The organism is Novosphingobium sediminis (assembly GCF_007991615.1).
In the GTDB taxonomy this organism is placed as follows: Bacteria; Pseudomonadota; Alphaproteobacteria; order Sphingomonadales; family Sphingomonadaceae; genus Novosphingobium; species Novosphingobium sediminis.
The window spans coordinates 1-18,419 of the sequence record NZ_BJYR01000009.1 but is presented as its reverse complement, the minus strand read 5'-3'; the positions used below and the strand labels follow the sequence as shown (position 1 = coordinate 18,419).

Genomic DNA, 18,419 nt, shown 5'->3' with positions numbered 1-18,419 from the left:
CTCTTTGCTGTTTCGGCCTAGCCGAAACAGGTCGGCCCCAGCCCACTCCCCCACCCGGCCACCCGACGGAATTGTATGCTGTGGGTGGCCGGACGGGGGAGCGGGCTGGTGCCGCCTTCCGCGCAAGCGGAAATGAGTCTAGGGCGCGTGCATGGCCAGACCTGATCCCGCGCTGCTCGATCCCACGCGCTACCCCTTCGGCAATGCCGTCACCACGCGCTTTGCCGATCTCGATCCCAACGGGCACATCAACAACGTGGCAATGGCCGCGGTGTTCGAGGATGCACGGCTGCGCTTCATCACGGCTGTCGGCATGCCGAAGAACACCCATGGTGCGCGCTTCATGGTCGCCAATGTCACCATCGATTACCTGGCGCAGGCCTACTATCCCGCCGGCCTCGAATGCCGCGTCGGCGCGCTGCCCGGCGGGCGCAGCAGCTGGAGCCTCAGGCAACTCCTCCTGCAGGATGGCCGTCCGGTGGCGACTGCCCATGTCACGATCGTGTTCACCGATGGCGAGCGTCCGCAGCCGATTGACCCTGCCCTTCGCGAAAGGCTGGACACGTGGCTGATCAAATGAAGCCGGACGAAATCACCCTTGCGCGGCAGGCCGTCGCAGGCCTCGGCGGCTTCGCGCCGCAGCGGCATATCCTGCTTTGCGCTGGGCCGGACAAGGACAAGTGCGCCCCGCGCGAGGCGGGCGACGAAGCCTGGAACTTCCTCAAGAAGCGGCTGGGCGAACTCAAGCTGGGCGGGCCGCAGGGCGTGCTGCGCAACAAGGTGGGCTGCCTGCGTGTCTGCGCCGCCGGGCCGGTCGCGCTCGTTTATCCTGACAACGTCTGGTATCATTCCTGCACGCCCGACGTGCTGGAACGGATCATTCAGGAGCACGTGATCGGCGGGGTTCCGGTCGAGGACTACCGCCTCACCCCGCCAGACTGATCCTCATTTCCACCAAGAATCGACGTGCTGCTCGAGGCCATTATCGACAGCTTCGTCGTGCCCGGTGCCGCTGGAGAGGAAAACGAGGCCCATCAGCGCGGACATCAGCATCATCGTCAGGCCAATGCCGAGCATCGCCGCGATATAGAGATGGATCGAGACCAGACCGACCGATGCGTAGAGATACCAGGCGGCGGCGGCCATCACCACGAGCGTGAGCAGGCCCATCCAGCGCATGACCTGGAAGTAGCGCCCCCACGCGAATTCCGCGTAGTCAGGATCATCGAGCGGCGAAGGGCGAACGGGCTTGGCCATGCCCGTTTCCATGCGCTGCCCGTCTTGCCAAGGCAACTGCTTTCCCCGCCTGCCCTTTGGTGGCATTATCAGCGAATCGGCAAGCATTGGAACGACTTGCCGGAAAAGTGGGATCTCCCCGGGTGGGGGAAGGAGGATACCATGTCGATCGCGTTGATGATCGCCGGCCGTGCGGGAGAGGTATGGCACTGCCATGCCGACGACCTTGTGGCGGACGCAGTTGAAACTCTTGCCACGCGCCGGATCGGGGCTTTGCCGGTTACCGATGCCGGGAGCGAAGTGGCCGGAATATTTTCAGAACGCGATGTGCTCTACGCGCTCAAGACCCACGGTGCCGCCGCGCTGCAGATGCGCGTGCGCGATGTGATGACCGCGCCGGTGATCTCGGTGAGCCCGGACCAGAGCGCGCTTGAAGCGCTCGCGCTGATGACGCGGCGGCGTATTCGCCATCTGCCGGTGATCGACAAGGGCAAGATGGTCGGCTTCGTCTCGATCGGCGACCTCGTGAAGTTCCGGATCGACCGCATCGAAGCTGAAGCAGAAGCGCTTCGGGAATATATCCAGACGGCATGACTTGAGCGGGCCGCCCAGGCGGCCTATCTTGGAGACATGACCACGACGCTCTCCGAACCGGCGCTTGCCGGTGTCACGCTCGCCCCCAGCGCGGCTGCGCGCGTCGCCGCGATTGCCGCCAAGCAAAACCGTCCTGCCGTGCTGCGTCTTGCAGTCGAAGGCGGCGGTTGCTCGGGCTTTCAATACAAGTTCGAGATGGGCGGTGAGCCGGAGGCAGACGACCTCGTGGCGGAAACCGACGGCGTGCGACTGCTGGTGGATGCGATGAGCCTCGATCTCATCGCCGGCGCCACGGTTGAGTACATCGAATCACTCGGCGGCGCGGCCTTCCGCGTCACCAACCCGCAGGCAACGTCGGGCTGCGGCTGCGGCGCGAGCTTTTCGGTGTGACGATCAAGGTCGCTTCCTTCAACATCAACGGGATCAAGGCGCGGCTCCCCCGGCTGCTGGAATGGCTCGAGGAAACCCGCCCATCCGTGGCTTGCCTGCAGGAAATCAAGACGCAGGACGCGGATTTCCCCGCCGCCGAGTTCGAGAAGATCGGTTATCACGCGATCTGGCACGGGCAGAAGGGCTTCAACGGCGTCGCCATCCTTGCGGACGGAACCACGCCGGTCGAAGTGCAACGCGGGCTCGCCGGAGAGCCGGAGGACGAGCATTCGCGTTACCTCGAGGCCGATGTCTTTGGCCTGCGCGTGGTCTGCATCTATCTCCCCAACGGCAATCCGCAGCCGGGGCCAAAGTTCGATTACAAGCTGCGCTGGATGGAGCGACTGCGCCGCCGCATGGCCGAGATCGCGGCAGAAGAAGTCCCCGCGCTCGTCATCGGGGACTACAACGTGATCCCGGAAGACAAGGACGTGTGGGACGTCCGCGCGATGGCCAGCGATGCGCTGATGCAGCCCGAATCACGCGATGCCTACCGCCGACTGCTCAACGACGGCTGGACCGACGCGCTCGATCTGCACCATCCGCGCGGCGGGCTGTGGACGTTCTGGGACTATCAGGCGGGCGCCTGGCAGCGCGATCACGGCTTTCGCATCGATTACGCGCTGCTTTCTCCCGAACTGGCGGACCGGATGGTCGGTGCCGGGGTCGACAAGGCCTATCGCGGGCGCGAAAAGGCGAGCGACCACGCTCCGATCTGGGTTACCTTGCGCGAACCGGCCTGAAGGGCTTCAGTTCACCACCCGCCAGAACTTGATGTGCGAGCCCGGCGCAATATCGACGGGCTGCAACCAGACTGGCGGTCGATCCCTGAGCAGATCAGCCATGAGTCCCTGCGGCGCACGCGCGGCATAGACCGAAGGCTCGTAGATATCCGGGCAGACGGCGACGAGGCTGGCATGCCGCTTGCGGATCAGGGCATGGGCCTCATCAGGCGAGGCCATGAAGGCGGCAATCACATCGTGCATCCCGGCCGCACCGCGGTGGTGCCCTGTCGCGATCACGCGGTCGTGCGACTTCACGATAAGATCCGGCCCGATATCGAGAGGCGCGAAGATATCGACAGCTGGCAACTGGTTGAGCGCACGGCCTGCCACGTCATACCGGCACTTGGAGATGCCGAGCGACCCGAGCGTAACACCGCCTACCGACTTTTCGAGGTGGCCGCTGGATGCCTTGGCCATCAAGGGCGCGGCCGCACTCATTGCGACGACCACCGGCAGCCCGGGCGCCAGGAGGGAAATCACGATCGCATAGCCACCGAGACGGGGCAGGATCGGCACCGAGCGCAAGTGATAGACTCCGCGCATGATGAGCGCTGCGGCCGGGACGGCGGCAAAGACAAGGGCAGTGGCCGAAGCACGCGCGACGGCGAGGCCGATCAGCCATGCCCCTGCAAGGAGCAGCATGTGATCGAGCCAGAGCAGACGCGTACGGGCATCGCCAGCTTCGCGCCACAGGCGGTAGACGCCGTAGAGCCCGACGAGCGGCCCCGCCGCGATCGCTGCCGCCATCGGGGCGGCGGTGTGCCAGAAGGGCATGCCTTCAGCCACCGAATCGTACCAATAGCGCTTCACCAGCGGATCGAGCATGACGAACGCGCCGCCGCGGCATTCCGGCGCCACGCCGAACATGATCGCTGCGGCCCCCAGCCCCATCACGCCCAGCGCACCGAGCTGGCCGACCAGCGTGCGCGGTGCAGCGAAATGCAGCACCGCAGCGCCGGTCGCGACCCAGCCGAGCAGCGCCAGATGGACCGGCGAGATCGCATCGCAATGGGTTACGAGGTCATAGGTTCCGCGCGTGCCGAGGAAGATCGCCGCGCTGCCCAGTGCCAGCGTGCCCGCAGAAGCAGCGAACCAATCAAACCGGCTTTGCGGTGCGCGCAGTCCGCGCAAGGCGCAGATGCCGAGGAACAGCGCCGTCAGCGGCAGCCCCTCGATCGAGATGGCGAGAAGCGCCGCGAGTGACAGGCCGATCACGATGCCGCCCTGACGCGCATTACGGGCATGAAGGCCGCTCAGTGCCGTCAATGCCAGCACGATCTGCCAGCCGTGATGATCGATGCGCATCGGGGTAAACTGGCACAGAACCGCGGGCGAGAGGCCGATCATCAGGCCGGACAGCGCCACGACTTCATCATTGAACCAGCGCGCTGCCAGTCGCCCGAGCAGCGTCATGGCGCAGAGCAAAGTCAGCAGCGGCACGATAATCACCGTTGCCGTTTCGGCCATTGCGGTGCCGAGCAGCGGGCGCAGCAGCAGGATCATGCCCGCGATAGGCACATCGACCAGTCGCGACCAATGCATGGCGACGCCTTCGGGCGCGGCGATGCGATACTGGTGCACATCGAACCACGATTGCCCGGCGAGCAGATCGCGGACCTGCAGCAGGCGAAGCGCATCATCAGGATCGCCGAAGCGCATCATCGTGATGAGGTTGAGGTTGATGACGATCATCGTCACCGACAGCAGCGCCCAGGTAATCAGCACGCGCAGCTGCGGTCCCTTGGCAGGATCAGTGACGGAGTTGGATTGCGGCCGGGCGGCATCACCCTCGGCGTAGAGCGTCGCCATCAGCGGAACACCACGCGCTTGCGCAGCAACCAGGTCACCGTGAAGCTCACGACAATGGCGCAGAGCTTGGCAATGCTGGGATCGAGCCCGGCCGCGCTGGCCCCGCCAACGATCATGGTCGTGACGGCAAGGCCGATCAGGGCCGAAACAACGAACATCGCCTTCTGCCGCGTCCGCGCGATCCCGCCGGCCGCAACCTGATCCGCAAAGACCTTGCGGCTGGAGAGGACCCAGTGAACCGCGATGCCGATCGAATAACCGATGGCCGATGCTGTTACCGGAGTCATTCCGGCGGAAAGCAGCGCCCGGAACGTGCCCATGTCCACCGCCAGTGCGCCAACGCTGGCAAGGATATAGCGCGCCAGCACGAGTTGGCGGAGGCGGTTGAGCGGAGCGATATCGAGCACGGTCACGGTGCAATCCTGTTCAGCGCGGCATCACGGATAAGCGAGGACGATAGCGATCAGGCCGCAGCGCGATCCGTGTCGGTGGCCGCCTCGGACCCGGTGATCCGCGTCGGCACTTCGCGCAGCGAGTTCAGTGCAGCGGCCTGGTCCTCGGTCACGGTGCGCGCCGGGATGCTGCTCTGCGCACCCTCGTCGCCAGCCTCGTGATACTCGGCATCCTCGTTCACGCACCAGATGTCGTACACGCGGTGGCCGGCGATGATGTTCTCGACCGTGAGCATCGCGGTCATCATCGCGTGGTCCTGGTTGTTGTAGCGGTGCATACCGTTGCGGCCAACGAGGTGCAGCGTGGGGTGGCTGGCTTCCAGTTCCTCGCGCATCGCGGCAACATTGGCGGCATATTCGTCGTCGTAGACCGGGTAGGCCTTTTCCTGACGGACCACTGCGCCGCCGATCACCTTGGCGGGATCGACGAGGCCGAGGATGTCCATTTCCTTCGTCGCGAGCTTGATCAGGTCTTCGTCGCTCGAAGCCCAGAGGTCATCGCCCTCGAAGCAGAAGTATTCGAGGCCGACGCAGGCCACGCTTTCGTCGGGCACCATTTCCGGCGACCACGAGCGGAAGTTCTGGACGCGGCCGACACGGACCTTGCTGTCGTGGATGTAGATCCAGTTGTCCGGGAACAGGTCCTCGCTCTGGATCTTGAGCGCCACGGTCAGGAAGTCGCGGTACTTGAGGCGGCTTGCCTCCAGCGTCGTCGCCGGCAGCGGATGCAGGCGGGCCGCGAGTTCGCGCATCGGCGCAGAGCTGATCGCGTGCTTGGCGCGGATCACCGTCTCGCCGCCGTCTTCGGCGCGGGTCGCCGAAAGGCGCCAGCCGCCCTGACCGTCGCTCGCCAGCTGCTTCATCGAGTGACCCATGAGGACGTGGCTGCCAGCGGCGACGACCTTGTCGCGCGCGGCTTCCCACATCATGCCCGGGCCCTGACGCGGATAGCGGAAGGTCTCGAGCAGGGTCTTGGTCTGCATGCCGTCGTTCGGGCGCTTGTTGAGCCCGAGGCTGCGCTTGAGGCCATCGAGCACCGCAGCGCCGAGCGAGAGGCCCTTGATGCGCTGCGCGGCCCAGTCGGCGCTCATTTCGTTGCAGGGCATGCCCCACACCTTCTCGGTGTAGGTCTTGAAGAAGATCGAATAGAGCTTCTTGCCGAACTGATTGCTGGTCCAGTCCTCGAAGCTCTTCACTTCCTTGATCGGGAACAGCTTCGTCCAAGCATAGCTCGCCATGCAGGTGGTGGAGCGCCAGATACCAAGGTTGTTGAGCGCTTCGAAGGCGCGCAGCGGATACGAGTAGAACTTACCCTCGTAGTAGATGCGGCTCATGCGCGGGCGCTGGATGAAATCGTCCGGCAGGATCTCGTTCCACAGATCGACAACCTGCTGCGACTTCGAGAAGAAGCGGTGGCCACCGATATCGAAGCGGTAACCCTCGTGCTCGACCGTGCGGCTGATGCCGCCGACGTAGCGCGTGTCCTTCTCGATGATCGCGACCTTGAGGCCCTTCTTGGAAAGCAGGTAGCCGGCAGTCAGCCCCGCAGGTCCTGCGCCGATGATCGCCACATCGACCTGGACCTCGCTGCTATCCCCCTGCAGACCCGTGAAACCGTTACCCATCGCTAGCTCCCGCTCAAGCGTTCATGCCTTGGCAACGGAAGTGAACGAAAATGGCTAAGAGACAGTTAACAATCCGCGCGGGTTCCGCGAAACCCGCGCCTGTCAGGCTTCGCCGGCAGAAGGCTGATCGCCGCGAGACCTGGCGTGCTCTTCGAGAGCTTCCGCGAACTGCAGCGGCGCGGAAATTCGGGCCAGTTCTTCAAGCCGGAAGGTGTGTTCGAAGATCAGGCCATAGCGCGGATGGCTGCGCCAGCGGACCTTGGCATAGAGCGGCTGCGTAACCCCGGTTTCGAGGCGGACCAGCTCATTCATCAGGAGCCACTTTTCCGAATCGATGCAGGCGCCTTGCTGCGACAGATTGTGGAACGAGACGGGGATTGCCTCACCGCCCGAATGGAGCACGCCGCTGAGGACGATCTGCAGCCGGATCTGCCGCTTGGGGAATGCGCCCCGCGATTCGTCGAGCAGCCGTTCGACATCGATTTCCTGCGGGAAGCGCAGCCCGGCATAGTCATCCGCCTGCCAGACCAGCTCGACGGGATAACGGTCCCCGGTCATCAGTTCCACGGCAAGATCGCGCGCATGCGGCAGGGGCGAAAACAGGCGGATCTTCAGCCCGGACACCGACGCGTCGCGGATAATGCAGAGAAACTCGCGCCCATCGGCAATGATCTTGGCGGTGCGAATCAGCAGGGCATAGCGCGGTGCGGAGCGAAGCTCCGAACCGGGGGGCGCACCCATCTGATTCTGTCGGGAGCTTCCCGGCAGTTGCTGTTCCTGTGCCAAGCCTCGTTTCCCCTTGCGCATCCAACCGGAGCCTTCCGGAAGATGCACGTTCCGCTGTGCAAGAGGGCTTCTAACTCACTGATGATTGACATGTTGTTACTCGGGGTAAGTAAGCGCGGTTACCAGAGCACCCAGGCTTCTGCTTTCTCCGCCTTGAGAAATACTTCCGCCTCCGGCCCCAGCAACATGGCAAGGGTGGACAGCGTGCCGGCCTGGACACAAGTCCGCGCCGCCACGGTGACCGAGCGCGGCGGATTCTCCACCGGCCAACCGGTGCGCGGATCGAGGATGTGACTGTAACGCTTGCCCGCCTTCAGCAGGAAGCGCTTGGCATCCCCGCTCGTCGCGATTGCACCTTCGCCGATCTGCAAGAGACCGCCCGCGGACTTGGCCGGGTCGAGCGCTTCGATCGCCACCGCCCAAGGGCCGCCGCTCTTTCCCCGCGTGGTGCGCAGATCGCCCCCGAAATTGATGAGGGCGGGGCATTCGCTCGCCGCCATGATGGCCATGGCAGCCCGATCGACCGCGTATTCCTTGCAGATTCCGCCGAGATCGAGCTCCATCCCAAGTGGTAAGGTCAGCCGCGGCCGTTCCCAACTCACCTTGTTCCAGCCGACGAACGGCATCAGCGCGGCGATCTGCTCAGGCTCAGGCACCCGGTCCGATCCATCGAAAGTCCATGCGCCTCGCAACACGCCAGAGCTTACATCGAAGCGCCCTTCGCTCAAGGCATGCACCTGCGCGGCGTAATCGATGAGGCCAGCGGCTTCTTCATCGAGCTCGACCGGCTTGCCGCCGGCATTGTTGATCGCCCAGACCACCCCGGTCGGCTTGTAGCGCGTGTACTTTTCCTCGATCCGCCGGGCCTCTGCTTCACCGATCCGGCCGAGTTCCGCAGCAAGCCGGCTGTCGCGGGTTTCCACCTGCACCTCGCAGGGCGTGCCCATCGCGGTGAAGCGATGCTTGTGGACCCCTGCCGGTTTCACTGTTTTCGCCATTGCCGGTCCTGCGCCTAGTGCCAGGTATAGCGCAGCCCGCTGATCACGCTCGTCGACCGGGTTCCGGCAAACAGATCGGTCCGCGCCAGCACGCCCGGGGCGGATCGATCAAAGCGCAGCCCGCGCTGCACGTAGCGCTCTACCAAGCCATAGATTTCAAGGCGCGGGGTAAGCTGCGCACCGGCCTTGAGCGAGACGGTCCAGGCGCGAAAACGGGAGAGGCGGCTGTCGGCACTGAGGTAGCGCGGGGTGGGCTCATCGACGCGCAGGTAGGGTGCAAAGAAACGCGCGGCGGTCTGGTGGTAGTATCTCAGCCCGGGCTCGAGATAGGCCGCCCTCCCCACCGGCAAGTGCTCGGAGAACGACCAGGTCAGGGCTGTGATGCCCCAGCTGTCATGATACCAACGCACCGAGGCATCGGTGACCGACGAGCCGAGCGCGAACTTTGTCGCCCCGTAGATGCTGCTGCGTCGGCGGACACCCGGCCGCTCTTCGTAGATGGTGTAGAATGGATCGCCCGTATCGCCGTCTACCAGCGTGAACAGCTTGTAGGGATCGGTGTGATAGCCTCGGCTGATGCCGTAGCTGTAGTTGAGCTGCACGAGCCAGTCCGGGCTGAGAATCTGGGTGATCCCGGCGACCAGGCTGGCAACGCGCTTCACGCGTGAGCGCCCGGCAATCTGATCGCCCATGAAGGACTGGGCGCGCGGAATTCCGGTAAAGGGCCGCACGGTATCGTGCTCAAAGTTGAAGCCCACCGAGAGCGTGGTGTTCTTGTTCCACAGATCCTTGGCAAGCGAAGCGCGCGTCGACCAGGATGTGAAATCGGTCTCGAACGAGGCCGCCCCGCCCACGCTCAGCTTGAAGCCATCGGCAAGCGGCAGGGTTACGCCGAGGTCATAGGCCTCGCGATGATCCTTGAAGCCCTTGTCCACCGGCAGTTGGCCAGGCGGAACGGTATAGCGGCCCGAAGCGCCGGTCTGCGTATCGGGATTGGTTCCGAGCCCGCCGCCAATGGCTGTCTTGCTGGGCGGATAGAAGCTCTGCGCATAGCGCGACCGGATTCCGCCGTTGGGTGTCGCGCCGGTGAGCGCATCATACGTGAGCCGGCCCGAGACAACTGCGCCGCCCGGGGCATTCCACGTGATCGTGGATGCGGCCTCCACCGCACGGACGCGGTCATCGTCTTCCTGGTAGATCAGCACCGCGGTATCGGCGACCATCGTGCCCGGTTCGCTCGCGGTGCGATCGTAGGCATTGGCGGCGGCCCCTTCGGACTGGGCAGCGGCGGGTGGAGATCCCAGCAGCGCCCCCGCCAGCACGCCGAGCGTTGCCGTCAGCCCGCGGCCGCTCAGTTGCACCCGCAGCCTCCACCATCGAAGCTGCGTCCGCCGGAGGCCGCTTCCTTGCTGAAATAGGTGTGCTCGTCGAAGGCAATGACCGAGGGATCACGGCCAAGCTGCATCGACCTGCGTGCCAGCACATCACGCTGCCACGGCTTTGCGCCGATCTGGACGCCGCCGTGCGCGCACGCTCCGAGCAAGGGCAGCAGGGCGAGGATCAGCAGGCTGGAACGGCGCATGAGGTTCAAGCCTCACCGACGAGCTGGGCGACATGGCCTTCGTATTCACGCACCTTGCCGGGGAAGAAACCCTTGTGGCTGAAGCGCAGGCCGCCCTTGCGGTCGAACACCAGCGACGTGGGCATATCCGCCACCTGCCATGCCTGCGCCAGATCGCCTGTTGCATCGTAGATGACCGGCAGGCTGGAACGCATCTGCCGCAGAAACGCGTCGGCTGCCACGCGCTGGCGATCCACATTGATGGTCACAACGGCGAGGTCGCCTGCCGGATATCGAGCGGCCAGCTGCTGCATGAACGGGAAGGCGAGCTTGCACGGCCCGCACCACGAGGCCCAGAAGTCGACATAGACGACCTTGCCCCGATAGCGGCCAAGATCGAGCATGGCCGCCGCTTTGGCCGGCGCGCAGATGCCCGCAAGGGCCGAGCCGGCAAGGCCGCCCAGCACGGTGCGCCGCGAAACCTCTCCTTGTGCCATCATCGATCCCGAGCGCCCCCCGCGCGGACCATCACAGGACGAAATCAGCGGATGTCAGCGTGTGGATGCCGAGCAGCTTTATGCAGAAGTCCGCCGTCGTATCCCCGTTGACGTTGCCATAGATGTAGGTGTTGCCGCCGACGACATCGTAGCGCAGCTCGCGCCCCGTCTGGATGTGAAAGCGGTTGTGGCCGATGAACACGAAGGCCTGATCGCCGGGCTGGTTGTAAGGCGTTGCAGTGCTCACTGCGTCAACGAGGCTGAGGTCGATCTTGTCGCCCGGCGTGAAATCGACGATCACGTCTGCGCCGGTCGAGGTCTTGCTCGAAAAGTCGCCGTCAGCAAACACGAACCGGTCGTTGCCCGTCCCACCCGTCATCGTATCCATGCCGGTGCCGCCGATCAGCTGATCCGCGCCTGCACCCCCGTTCAGGATATCGTTGCCGCCAAGCCCCTTGAGGATATTGTTCCCGCTGTTGCCGGTCAGCGTGTTGGCAAGCGCGTTGCCCGTCCCGTTGATCGCGGCCGTGCCCGTCTGCAACAGGTTCTCGACAAAGGCGCCAAGCGTGAAGCTTACGCTCGCCTTGACGAGATCGATCCCCTCACCGGTCAGCTCGATTGCCTTGTCGTTCACGGAATCGACGATGTAGGTGTCGTCGCCGGCCCCGCCGTACATGGTGTCATCACCGGTGCCGCCATCGAGCAGGTCGTTGCCGCCAAGCCCCTTGAGGATATCCGAACCGGCAAGCCCCGTGATTTCGTCGGCACCTGCCGTCCCGTTCAACGTATCGGCGTTGATCGAACCCTTGATGATCCCCATGGTCGGCCTCCCTGCAGCTCGCTGCCGGTGTGGGCGGCCCACGTTAACCCGCGGGCAATAAGTATTCTTACCTATCGCTAACCAGTTTTATCTGCGGCGGAGGGAGATGAAGGCACGGCAAGGCGAACCATCAAGCCTGATGCGCGCACTGGTACGGACGGCGGGACTCGAACCCGCACGAGCTGAGCTCAAGGGATTTTAAGTCCCCTGCGTCTACCATTCCGCCACGTCCGCACATGATGGATAAGCCCAGTGCGATGGCACAGTGCGGCGGGCACGGCAACGGGCTGCGCAGCCAAAGCGCAGCACAAGACCGATCGGGGAAACGGAGGCCGCTGGATCAATCCGCGCGGCCTGCCTTCCGCTATTCGGCGTTCAGGCGAACCCGCATGTCCTTGCCGGGCTTGAAGTAGGGCACGCGCTTGCCCGGAACTTCGACGGAATCGCCGGTCCTGGGGTTGCGCCCCTTGCGAGCGTCGCGCTCACGCGTCGAAAACGCGCCGAAGCCGCGCAGTTCGACCCGGCCACCTTCGGCAAGGCGTTTGGCAATCTCGTCGAAAAAGACGTCGACTACGCGCTCGATCTCTTCGCCGCGCATGCCTGGGCTTTGTTTGGCAAGCGCCTGCAACAATTCGGATCGGATCATCCGCATCCCCCCTACTTAACTGCCGCAAACAACGGGTGCCCTTTGGGCTTGATCCGCGTCCCCGACATCACTCCTTCCGGGCGAGTCCCGGTCCGCTGGAGTGGGGCGATAGTGCCAGACCATCGGCGGTGCGGCAACTTATCAATCGTTAAATGGCAAGGGATTAGCGCACGACCCGCTCAGGCACGCTCAGGTGCGCCCAGAAGTTGCGCGGGATCGAGATGGAGGCGCCGCATGCGCGCCCTGATTTCGGGCCATTCATGGCGCAGAAACGCCTCGCGCTCCCGCGCGCGCAGCGCCTCGGCCGCGCCGGGAGCGACGAACATGCCGACACCGCGCTGGACTTGCACGAGCCCCTCGGTCTGAAACTGCTGGTAGGCCTTCGCGACCGTGAGCGGATTGGCCGCTTCGGCCGCAGCATAGGCCCGCACCGAAGGCAGCATGGCTCCTTCCGCGAAGGTCCCGTCCAGAATGGCCGCCGCAATCTGGTCGCGCAGCTTGAGATAGACGGGCCGTCCAGCGGATGGGCTTGATGAACTCATGGGTGATATGGTGCCATAATACAGCGAGACGCGCAATCGGGCGCAAGAAAATTTCACCGTCGCAGGGGTTTTAGGCAGTGCCGGAACAAGCATGGCGCCGGCCGCGCACGAAACCGCCTTGGCACCTGAAAAGCCTAGGAAAATGCCGATAACTGCCTTCCCAAGGCGCGGTTAGACGCTAATCATGACGACAAATGCCGCACAACGTGCGCGAGGGGAGCCTTTTTACACCATGACTGATCCGCTTGGAGCAACCGTCGACACCGTGCCGACCCAGGGCGCCCGCGATGCCAGCTGGTTTGGCCACCCGGCCCAGCTGGCCCGGCTGTTTACGACCGAGGCGATGGAGCGGTTTGGCTACTACGGCATGCGCGCGCTGCTCACGCTGTACCTCGCGCAGCATTTCCTGTTCAGCGATACGACGACGACCGGGCTCTACGGCGGCTTTACCGCGCTGGTTTACCTGACTCCGCTGATCGGCGGCATGATGGCAGACCGCTTCCTCGGCTCGAAGCGCTCCGTGAAATTCGGCGCGATCCTGATGAGCCTCGGCTATGCGGTGCTCTGCTTCTCGAGCACAGGCGGCGCGGCCAAGCCCTATGCCACAATCGAAGGCACGCGGTACGAAGTGACCGTCGAAGGAAGCGGCGAAGCGCGCAAGCAATACGTTACCGACCAGGGCGCCACGCTGCGCATCAAGGGCAACGAGGACAAGACCGTCTCGCTGCTGCGCGAGGACGGCAGCGAAGCACGCCGCGTCCCGGCGGGTGGGTTCGAAGCTGGCGGGGAGCGCAATCCGCTCTACACCTTCCTTCTCATTGTGGGCCTCTCCTTCGTGACCGTCGGCAATGGTTTCTTCAAACCGAACATCTCGACCATCGTCGGCGAGCTTTATGAGCAGGGCGATCGGCGCCGCGATGCGGGTTTCACCATCTTCTACATGGGCATCAACCTCGGCTCGCTGTTCTCGCAGATCCTCTGCCCGCTGCTTGCGGTCGGCATGGGTTCGTGGGGCGGGCTCGGCTGGTGGGCGGGCTTCGCTCTCGCCGCCGCCGGCATGGCGGTCTCGTGGCTGCTGTTCCAGTTCGATGGCGGCAAGCTCAACGGCTACGGCGAGCGGCCGGCCGGCGCGAACCCCTCGCGCGACATGCTTGTCTACATTGGCGCGATCATGGCGATCCCCCTCGCCTATCTGCTCTTCGCCAATCTCATGGCCTATGTGAAGCCGCCAGCGGGCAGCGGCCTGATCGGCTACATCATGAGCCTGCCGATCATGGGCAAGATCATGTTCGGCACGTTCCTGGTCGCGATTCCCGGCATCCTGCTGTGGTCATGGCGCAACGGCGACAAGCGCGAGTTCGAAATGATGGTTGCGGCCATCGTCCTCATCACCTTCAACACCGTGTTCTGGACCCTGTTCGAACAGGCCGGCTCCTCACTCACGCTGTTCGCGGATCGCAACACCGACATGAGCGTGTTCGGCCTGTTCTCGATCACCGCCGGGCAGACGCAGTTCTTTAATGCGTTCTTCATCGTCCTGTTCGCCCCGCTGTTCTCGATCCTGTGGGGCGCGCTCGCCAAGCGCGGCATGGAGCCTGGCATCCCGGTCAAGTTCGGCATCGCATTGGTCGGCGTGGGCGCGGGCTTCCTGTTCCTTGTCTGGGGCGCGCAGTTTGCCGGTGCCAACTACAAGGTCGGCCTGTGGTGGCTCGCCGGGCTCTACATGATCCACTCGATGGCAGAGCTGTGCATCTCCCCGGTCGGCCTCTCGATGGTCACCAAGCTTTCGATCGCGCGGATCGTCGGCCTGATGATGGGCACCTGGTTCCTCTCGATCGCGGTCGCGCAGTATGTCGCTGGCGTTGTTGCACAATTCGCCAGCGTGGAGACGGTCGGCGGCGAAGTCACCAACCTCAAGGTGAGCCTCGACACTTATGTCGGCGTGTTCCAGACGATTGGTGAAGTCTCGGCAGTCATCGGCCTGATCCTGCTGGCGCTTTCGGTTCCGCTGAAGCGGCTGATGCATGGTGTGAAGTGACGGATATGCGCACGATACGAACAATGGGCCGCACGGCGGCGCATGTGCTGGCTGGCCTTGCCCTGCTCGCCTCGCCCATGGCGGGCATGGCAGAGACCAAGTCCGCTCCAGCCGCCGCGCCGATGTGGCAGAAAAACCCTTACCCTTCGACCTACAAGCCCTATCCGGGCGAACCGACAGCGATTGTCGGCGCAACTGTGTTCGATGGCACCGGCGGCGAAATTCCCAATGGCACCGTGCTGCTGCAAGGCGGCAAGGTGGTGGGCGTGGGCGATGCGCGGCTCGCCGTGCCCGATGGCTACCGCCGCATCGATGGCACCGGCAAGTTCGTCACCCCCGGTGTGATCGACATTCACAGCCACCTTGGCGTTTACGGCAGCCCCGCTGTCCAGGCACATTCCGACGGCAACGAGGCAACTTCGCCGACGACGCCGCAAGTCTGGGCCGAACACAGCGTCTGGCCGCAGGACCCCGGCTTTTCCCGCGCGCTGACCAACGGCGGCGTGACCACGATGCAGATCCTGCCCGGCTCGGCCAATCTCATCGGCGGGCGCTCGGTGGTGCTCAAGAACGTCTATGCGCGCACTGCGCAGGCGATGAAGTTCCCCGGCGCGCCCTATGGCATGAAGATGGCTTGCGGCGAGAATCCCAAGCGCGTCTATGGCGGGAAGGGCCAGATGCCCTCCACCCGCATGGGCAATCTCGCGGTCGACCGACAGGCGTGGATCAAGGCGGCCGAATACCGCAAGAAGCGCGCAGAGGGCAAACTGACCGAGCGCGACCTTGCCATGGACACCATGGCCGATGTGCTCGACGGCAAGATTCTGGTCCAGAACCACTGCTACCGTGCCGACGAAATGGCGCAGGTCATCGATATGTCCAAGGAATTCGGCTACAAGGTGTCTGCCTTCCACCACGCCGTGGAGGCCTACAAGATCGCCGATCTCCTGCGCGACAATGGCATTTGCGCCGCGATCTGGGCGGACTGGTGGGGCTTCAAGATGGAAGCCTTCGACGCCATCCCCGAAAATGCCGCACTGCTCGCCGACGCGGGGGCCTGCGTGATCATCCATTCGGACGATGCCAACGGGATCCAGCGGCTCAATCAGGAAGCCGCCAAGGCGCGCGCGGCGGGCAAGCGGATGGGCATCATCATACCAGATGGCGAAGTGATCCGCTGGATCACGCTCAACCCTGCCCGGGCGCTAGGCATCGACAAGCAGACAGGCAGCCTTGCGCAAGGCAAGATGGGCGATGTCGTGCTGTGGAATGGCAATCCGCTCTCTGTCTATTCGCGGCCTGAAAAGGTCTGGATCGACGGTGCTCTGCTTTATGATATGGCCGATCCGAAGCGGCGGCCGGTCAGCGATTTCGAACTGGGCCTGCCGGGTGAAGGAGACGTGAAATGAAGCGTCCTTCGCTGCTGCTTGGCGCGCTGCTCCTTGCCGGCACCGCCCTTCCAGCCCGAGCTGCCGAGGCATCCGCCACCCTTCCCTCCGGCGATTTCGCGGTGACGGGCGCCACGATCGCCATCGGTGACGGCAGCGCCCCGATCCCCGGCGGGACGGTACTGGTTCGCGGCGGCAAGATCGTCGCCGCCGGAAAAGACGTCTCTGTCCCCGCCGGTGTTCCGGTGATCGACGGCACCGGCAAGTGGGTCACACCGGGACTCGTGACCGCGATGACCGACCTTGGCCTCGTCGATGTCGGCGCGGTTGACGAGAGCAACGACAGTTCTGCGGGCACTGCGCGGTTTTCTGCCGGGCTCGATGTGTCGCTGGCGATCGATTCCGATGCGCCGCCGGTTGCGGTCAGCCGCGCGAGCGGGATCACCCGGGCGGGCGTGGCACCGATTGCCGCGAACGCGATTTTCGCGGGGCAGGGCGCCGTGATCGATCTGGCTCAGGACGGGCCGGGCATCATGCAGCCACGCGCGTTCCAGCTTGTCGAACTTGGCGAACGCGGTGCAGATCTCGCTGGTGGCAGCCGTGTCGCAGCGCAGGCACTGCTGCGCAATGCGCTGCGTGAAGCGCGCGATCTGGCCCAGCGCAAGCCGGGCAAGGCCGCGGGTCAGGACGCACCGGGGCAGCCGACCGACGCATTGCTGACCCGCGTCGATGCAGCCGCGCTGATCCCGGTGGTGATGGGCAAGCAGCCGCTTTTCGTCCATGTCGAGCGCGCGGCGGACATCCGCGGCGTGCTGGCGCTCGGGAAGGAATTTCCAGCCCTACGACTGGTGATCGTCGGTGCGGGCGAAGGCTGGCGCGTAGCGGGCGAGATCGCCGCGGCGAAGGTGCCGGTGCTCGCTAGCGCACTGGCGGATCTGCCCGGCAGCTTCGAGACGCTGGCAGCAACCCAGTCAAACGTCGGACGGATGACAGCGGCCGGGGTCAAGGTTGCGCTTGGCGGCTTCTATGATCTCGATCAGCCGCGCTATGCTGCGCAGTTCGCCGGCAATCTCGTCGGCCTCTCGCGCGTGCCGGGAGCAGCCGGATTGAACTGGGGGCAGGCGCTGGCTTCGATCACATCGATCCCCGCCGAGATCCTTGGCGAAGGCGCTAAGTTCGGCAGTCTCAAGCCTGGTCTTTCAGCAGACGTCGTAATTTGGGACGGTGATCCTCTGGAGGTAGCGTCCGCTCCGATTACAATATATGTCGACGGTAAGTTGCAATCATTGGTTAACCATCAGTCACGTCTTCGCCAAAGGTATCGCCATCCGGGAGAAGGGGCTCTGCCCAAGGCTTACGAATGATCATGTGAAGCCATCGCATGATGGGGCAATAACGATAAGCACGGAAGGACCGAACCGTGGATACAGCAACCGTGATGCTCACCTTGGGCATGGCCGCATTTGTCGGAACACACCTGCTTATGTCCCAAACTGGCGAGCCGGGATGGTTCGCCAGTTTGGGCAAGGCGGCTTTCTTGTCATCTACTCATTGGTGTCCATCGTTGCGTTCAGCGCTGCGGTGATTGCCTTCGGCAAGGCGCCCGCAACTCCGCAATTGTGGGACGGGCAGTCCGTCGTGCCGTGGACGCTCGCATCATTGCTCACGCTGGTAGCCTCGGCGCTGTTCCTCGCCTCGATTGCCGGCAATCCGGCCCTGCCGGGAACAGATGTGTCAGGCCTCTCGACAAGAATACCGAATGGTGTGTTCAAGGTGACCCGGCATCCGATGATGTCGGCCTTCACGCTCTGGGGCCTGGCTCATATCCTTGTGGCACCAAGCGCCCGGACGGCCATTCTGGCCGGCGGTGTGATTGCACTCGCAGTCATCGGTTCCCGCGGACAGGACGCGAAGAAGGCTGTACTTCATGGCGCAGACTGGAAAGTCTGGATGAAGCGCACCTCATTCCTGCCAGATCCGGCCGCTTTCGGCCATCTTGGGCTCTATTGGGTGGCTGCGGTTCCCGTGTGGATCTTGCTGACCTGGCTACACCTCAAGATCGCGTTGATCCCGGCAGGTCTCTGGGTCTGGTTTGAACAATACTGAAACAACAAGCAGCGCGGGCCTCTAAGCCCGCGCTTCCTGCACGCCTGCGCTGTTGTGGCGGAGAGCTTTCAGCACGGTATCGACGATCTGCGGGGCGTTGAGGCCAG

21 protein-coding genes and 1 tRNA gene are annotated in these 18,419 nt (G+C 64.2%); 9 read left to right on the top strand and 13 right to left on the bottom strand.

All coding sequences use genetic code 11. The features are described 5' to 3' along the window. Window positions 1-151: 151 nt before the first annotated feature. Together NSE01_RS06295 and NSE01_RS06290 are read left to right on the top strand one after the other, a co-directional pair. Window positions 152-580 carry an acyl-CoA thioesterase gene (locus NSE01_RS06295; RefSeq protein ID WP_147158794.1) on the top strand — a complete coding sequence of 143 codons (429 nt, stop codon included), beginning with the start codon at window positions 152-154 and terminating at the stop codon, window positions 578-580. After that, window positions 577-942: a (2Fe-2S) ferredoxin domain-containing protein gene (locus NSE01_RS06290; RefSeq protein ID WP_147158933.1), complete on the top strand. Its 366-nt coding sequence runs from the start codon at window positions 577-579 to the stop codon at window positions 940-942. Before NSE01_RS06295 ends, NSE01_RS06290 begins: the two co-directional genes overlap by 4 nt. Window positions 943-945: 3 nt before the next feature. Here NSE01_RS06290 and NSE01_RS06285 read toward each other — a convergent pair whose 3' ends face one another. Then, window positions 946-1,257 (bottom strand): hypothetical protein, encoded by a 312-nt coding sequence (locus NSE01_RS06285; protein WP_147158793.1) that lies wholly within the window; start codon window positions 1,255-1,257, stop codon window positions 946-948. A 141-nt stretch (window positions 1,258-1,398) separates the two neighbouring features. On the opposite strand from NSE01_RS06285, the gene NSE01_RS06280 reads away from it, so the two are divergent. The 3 genes from NSE01_RS06280 to xth are packed head-to-tail and all read left to right on the top strand — an operon-like array spanning window position 1,399 to window position 3,002. Continuing rightward, window positions 1,399-1,830 carry a CBS domain-containing protein gene (locus tag NSE01_RS06280; RefSeq protein ID WP_147158792.1) on the top strand — a complete coding sequence of 144 codons (432 nt, stop codon included), beginning with the start codon at window positions 1,399-1,401 and terminating at the stop codon, window positions 1,828-1,830. A 36-nt stretch (window positions 1,831-1,866) separates the two neighbouring features. After that, window positions 1,867-2,220, top strand: coding sequence for a HesB/IscA family protein (locus NSE01_RS06275; RefSeq protein ID WP_147158791.1), 354 nt, complete (start codon window positions 1,867-1,869; stop codon window positions 2,218-2,220). Window positions 2,221-2,222: 2 nt separating this feature from the next. Continuing rightward, window positions 2,223-3,002: an exodeoxyribonuclease III gene (xth, locus tag NSE01_RS06270; RefSeq protein WP_147158932.1), complete on the top strand. Its 780-nt coding sequence runs from the start codon at window positions 2,223-2,225 to the stop codon at window positions 3,000-3,002. A 6-nt stretch (window positions 3,003-3,008) separates the two neighbouring features. Here xth and NSE01_RS06265 read toward each other — a convergent pair whose 3' ends face one another. From NSE01_RS06265 to NSE01_RS06210, 12 genes are all read right to left on the bottom strand, one after another. Beyond that, window positions 3,009-4,853 carry a hypothetical protein gene (locus tag NSE01_RS06265; RefSeq protein WP_246135057.1) on the bottom strand — a complete coding sequence of 615 codons (1,845 nt, stop codon included), beginning with the start codon at window positions 4,851-4,853 and terminating at the stop codon, window positions 3,009-3,011. Then, the gene (locus NSE01_RS06260; RefSeq protein WP_246135056.1) at window positions 4,853-5,266 is read right to left on the bottom strand and encodes a GtrA family protein; all 414 of its coding nucleotides are present in this window, start codon (window positions 5,264-5,266) and stop codon (window positions 4,853-4,855) included. Before NSE01_RS06260 ends, NSE01_RS06265 begins: the two co-directional genes overlap by 1 nt. A 50-nt stretch (window positions 5,267-5,316) precedes the next feature. Next, window positions 5,317-6,930 (bottom strand): NAD(P)/FAD-dependent oxidoreductase, encoded by a 1,614-nt coding sequence (locus NSE01_RS06255; protein WP_147158790.1) that lies wholly within the window; start codon window positions 6,928-6,930, stop codon window positions 5,317-5,319. A gap of 102 nt (window positions 6,931-7,032) precedes the next feature. Beyond that, window positions 7,033-7,671, bottom strand: coding sequence for a PilZ domain-containing protein (locus tag NSE01_RS06250; protein ID WP_147158789.1), 639 nt, complete (start codon window positions 7,669-7,671; stop codon window positions 7,033-7,035). Window positions 7,672-7,835: 164 nt separating this feature from the next. After that, window positions 7,836-8,714, bottom strand: coding sequence for an FAD:protein FMN transferase (locus tag NSE01_RS06245; protein WP_147158788.1), 879 nt, complete (start codon window positions 8,712-8,714; stop codon window positions 7,836-7,838). A 14-nt stretch (window positions 8,715-8,728) separates the two neighbouring features. Beyond that, window positions 8,729-10,075, bottom strand: coding sequence for a DUF3570 domain-containing protein (locus tag NSE01_RS06240; RefSeq protein ID WP_170233776.1), 1,347 nt, complete (start codon window positions 10,073-10,075; stop codon window positions 8,729-8,731). Beyond that, window positions 10,066-10,296 (bottom strand): DUF4266 domain-containing protein, encoded by a 231-nt coding sequence (locus NSE01_RS06235; RefSeq protein WP_147158786.1) that lies wholly within the window; start codon window positions 10,294-10,296, stop codon window positions 10,066-10,068. The genes NSE01_RS06240 and NSE01_RS06235 overlap by 10 nt, the downstream gene beginning before the upstream one ends. Before the next feature lie 5 nt (window positions 10,297-10,301). Next, window positions 10,302-10,775, bottom strand: a complete 474-nt coding sequence (locus NSE01_RS06230) for a TlpA disulfide reductase family protein (RefSeq protein ID WP_147158785.1) — start codon at window positions 10,773-10,775, stop codon at window positions 10,302-10,304. 28 nt (window positions 10,776-10,803) lie between these two features. Further along, window positions 10,804-11,592 (bottom strand): calcium-binding protein, encoded by a 789-nt coding sequence (locus NSE01_RS06225; RefSeq protein ID WP_147158784.1) that lies wholly within the window; start codon window positions 11,590-11,592, stop codon window positions 10,804-10,806. Between the two features lie 149 nt (window positions 11,593-11,741). Further along, window positions 11,742-11,826: transfer RNA gene (locus tag NSE01_RS06220), tRNA-Leu, on the bottom strand. Window positions 11,827-11,956: 130 nt separating this feature from the next. Beyond that, entirely contained in the window at window positions 11,957-12,238 is a 282-nt protein-coding gene (locus NSE01_RS06215) for an integration host factor subunit beta (protein ID WP_072384737.1), read from the bottom strand. 179 nt (window positions 12,239-12,417) lie between these two features. Then, on the bottom strand, window positions 12,418-12,780 hold the full coding sequence (locus NSE01_RS06210) for a GntR family transcriptional regulator (RefSeq protein WP_147158783.1): 363 nt from the start codon (window positions 12,778-12,780) through the stop codon (window positions 12,418-12,420). Window positions 12,781-13,012: 232 nt separating this feature from the next. Between NSE01_RS06210 and NSE01_RS06205 the strand changes: the two genes are divergently transcribed. From NSE01_RS06205 to NSE01_RS06190, 4 genes are all read left to right on the top strand, one after another. Beyond that, on the top strand, window positions 13,013-14,818 hold the full coding sequence (locus tag NSE01_RS06205) for a peptide MFS transporter (protein ID WP_147158782.1): 1,806 nt from the start codon (window positions 13,013-13,015) through the stop codon (window positions 14,816-14,818). Window positions 14,819-14,895: 77 nt separating this feature from the next. Next, window positions 14,896-16,227: an amidohydrolase gene (locus tag NSE01_RS06200; protein ID WP_147158929.1), complete on the top strand. Its 1,332-nt coding sequence runs from the start codon at window positions 14,896-14,898 to the stop codon at window positions 16,225-16,227. Further along, on the top strand, window positions 16,224-17,570 hold the full coding sequence (locus NSE01_RS06195) for an amidohydrolase family protein (protein WP_147158781.1): 1,347 nt from the start codon (window positions 16,224-16,226) through the stop codon (window positions 17,568-17,570). The genes NSE01_RS06200 and NSE01_RS06195 overlap by 4 nt, the downstream gene beginning before the upstream one ends. Next, window positions 17,470-18,312, top strand: a complete 843-nt coding sequence (locus NSE01_RS06190) for an NnrU family protein (protein ID WP_147158780.1) — start codon at window positions 17,470-17,472, stop codon at window positions 18,310-18,312. The genes NSE01_RS06195 and NSE01_RS06190 overlap by 101 nt, the downstream gene beginning before the upstream one ends. The last annotated feature ends 107 nt before the right edge of the window (window positions 18,313-18,419 follow it).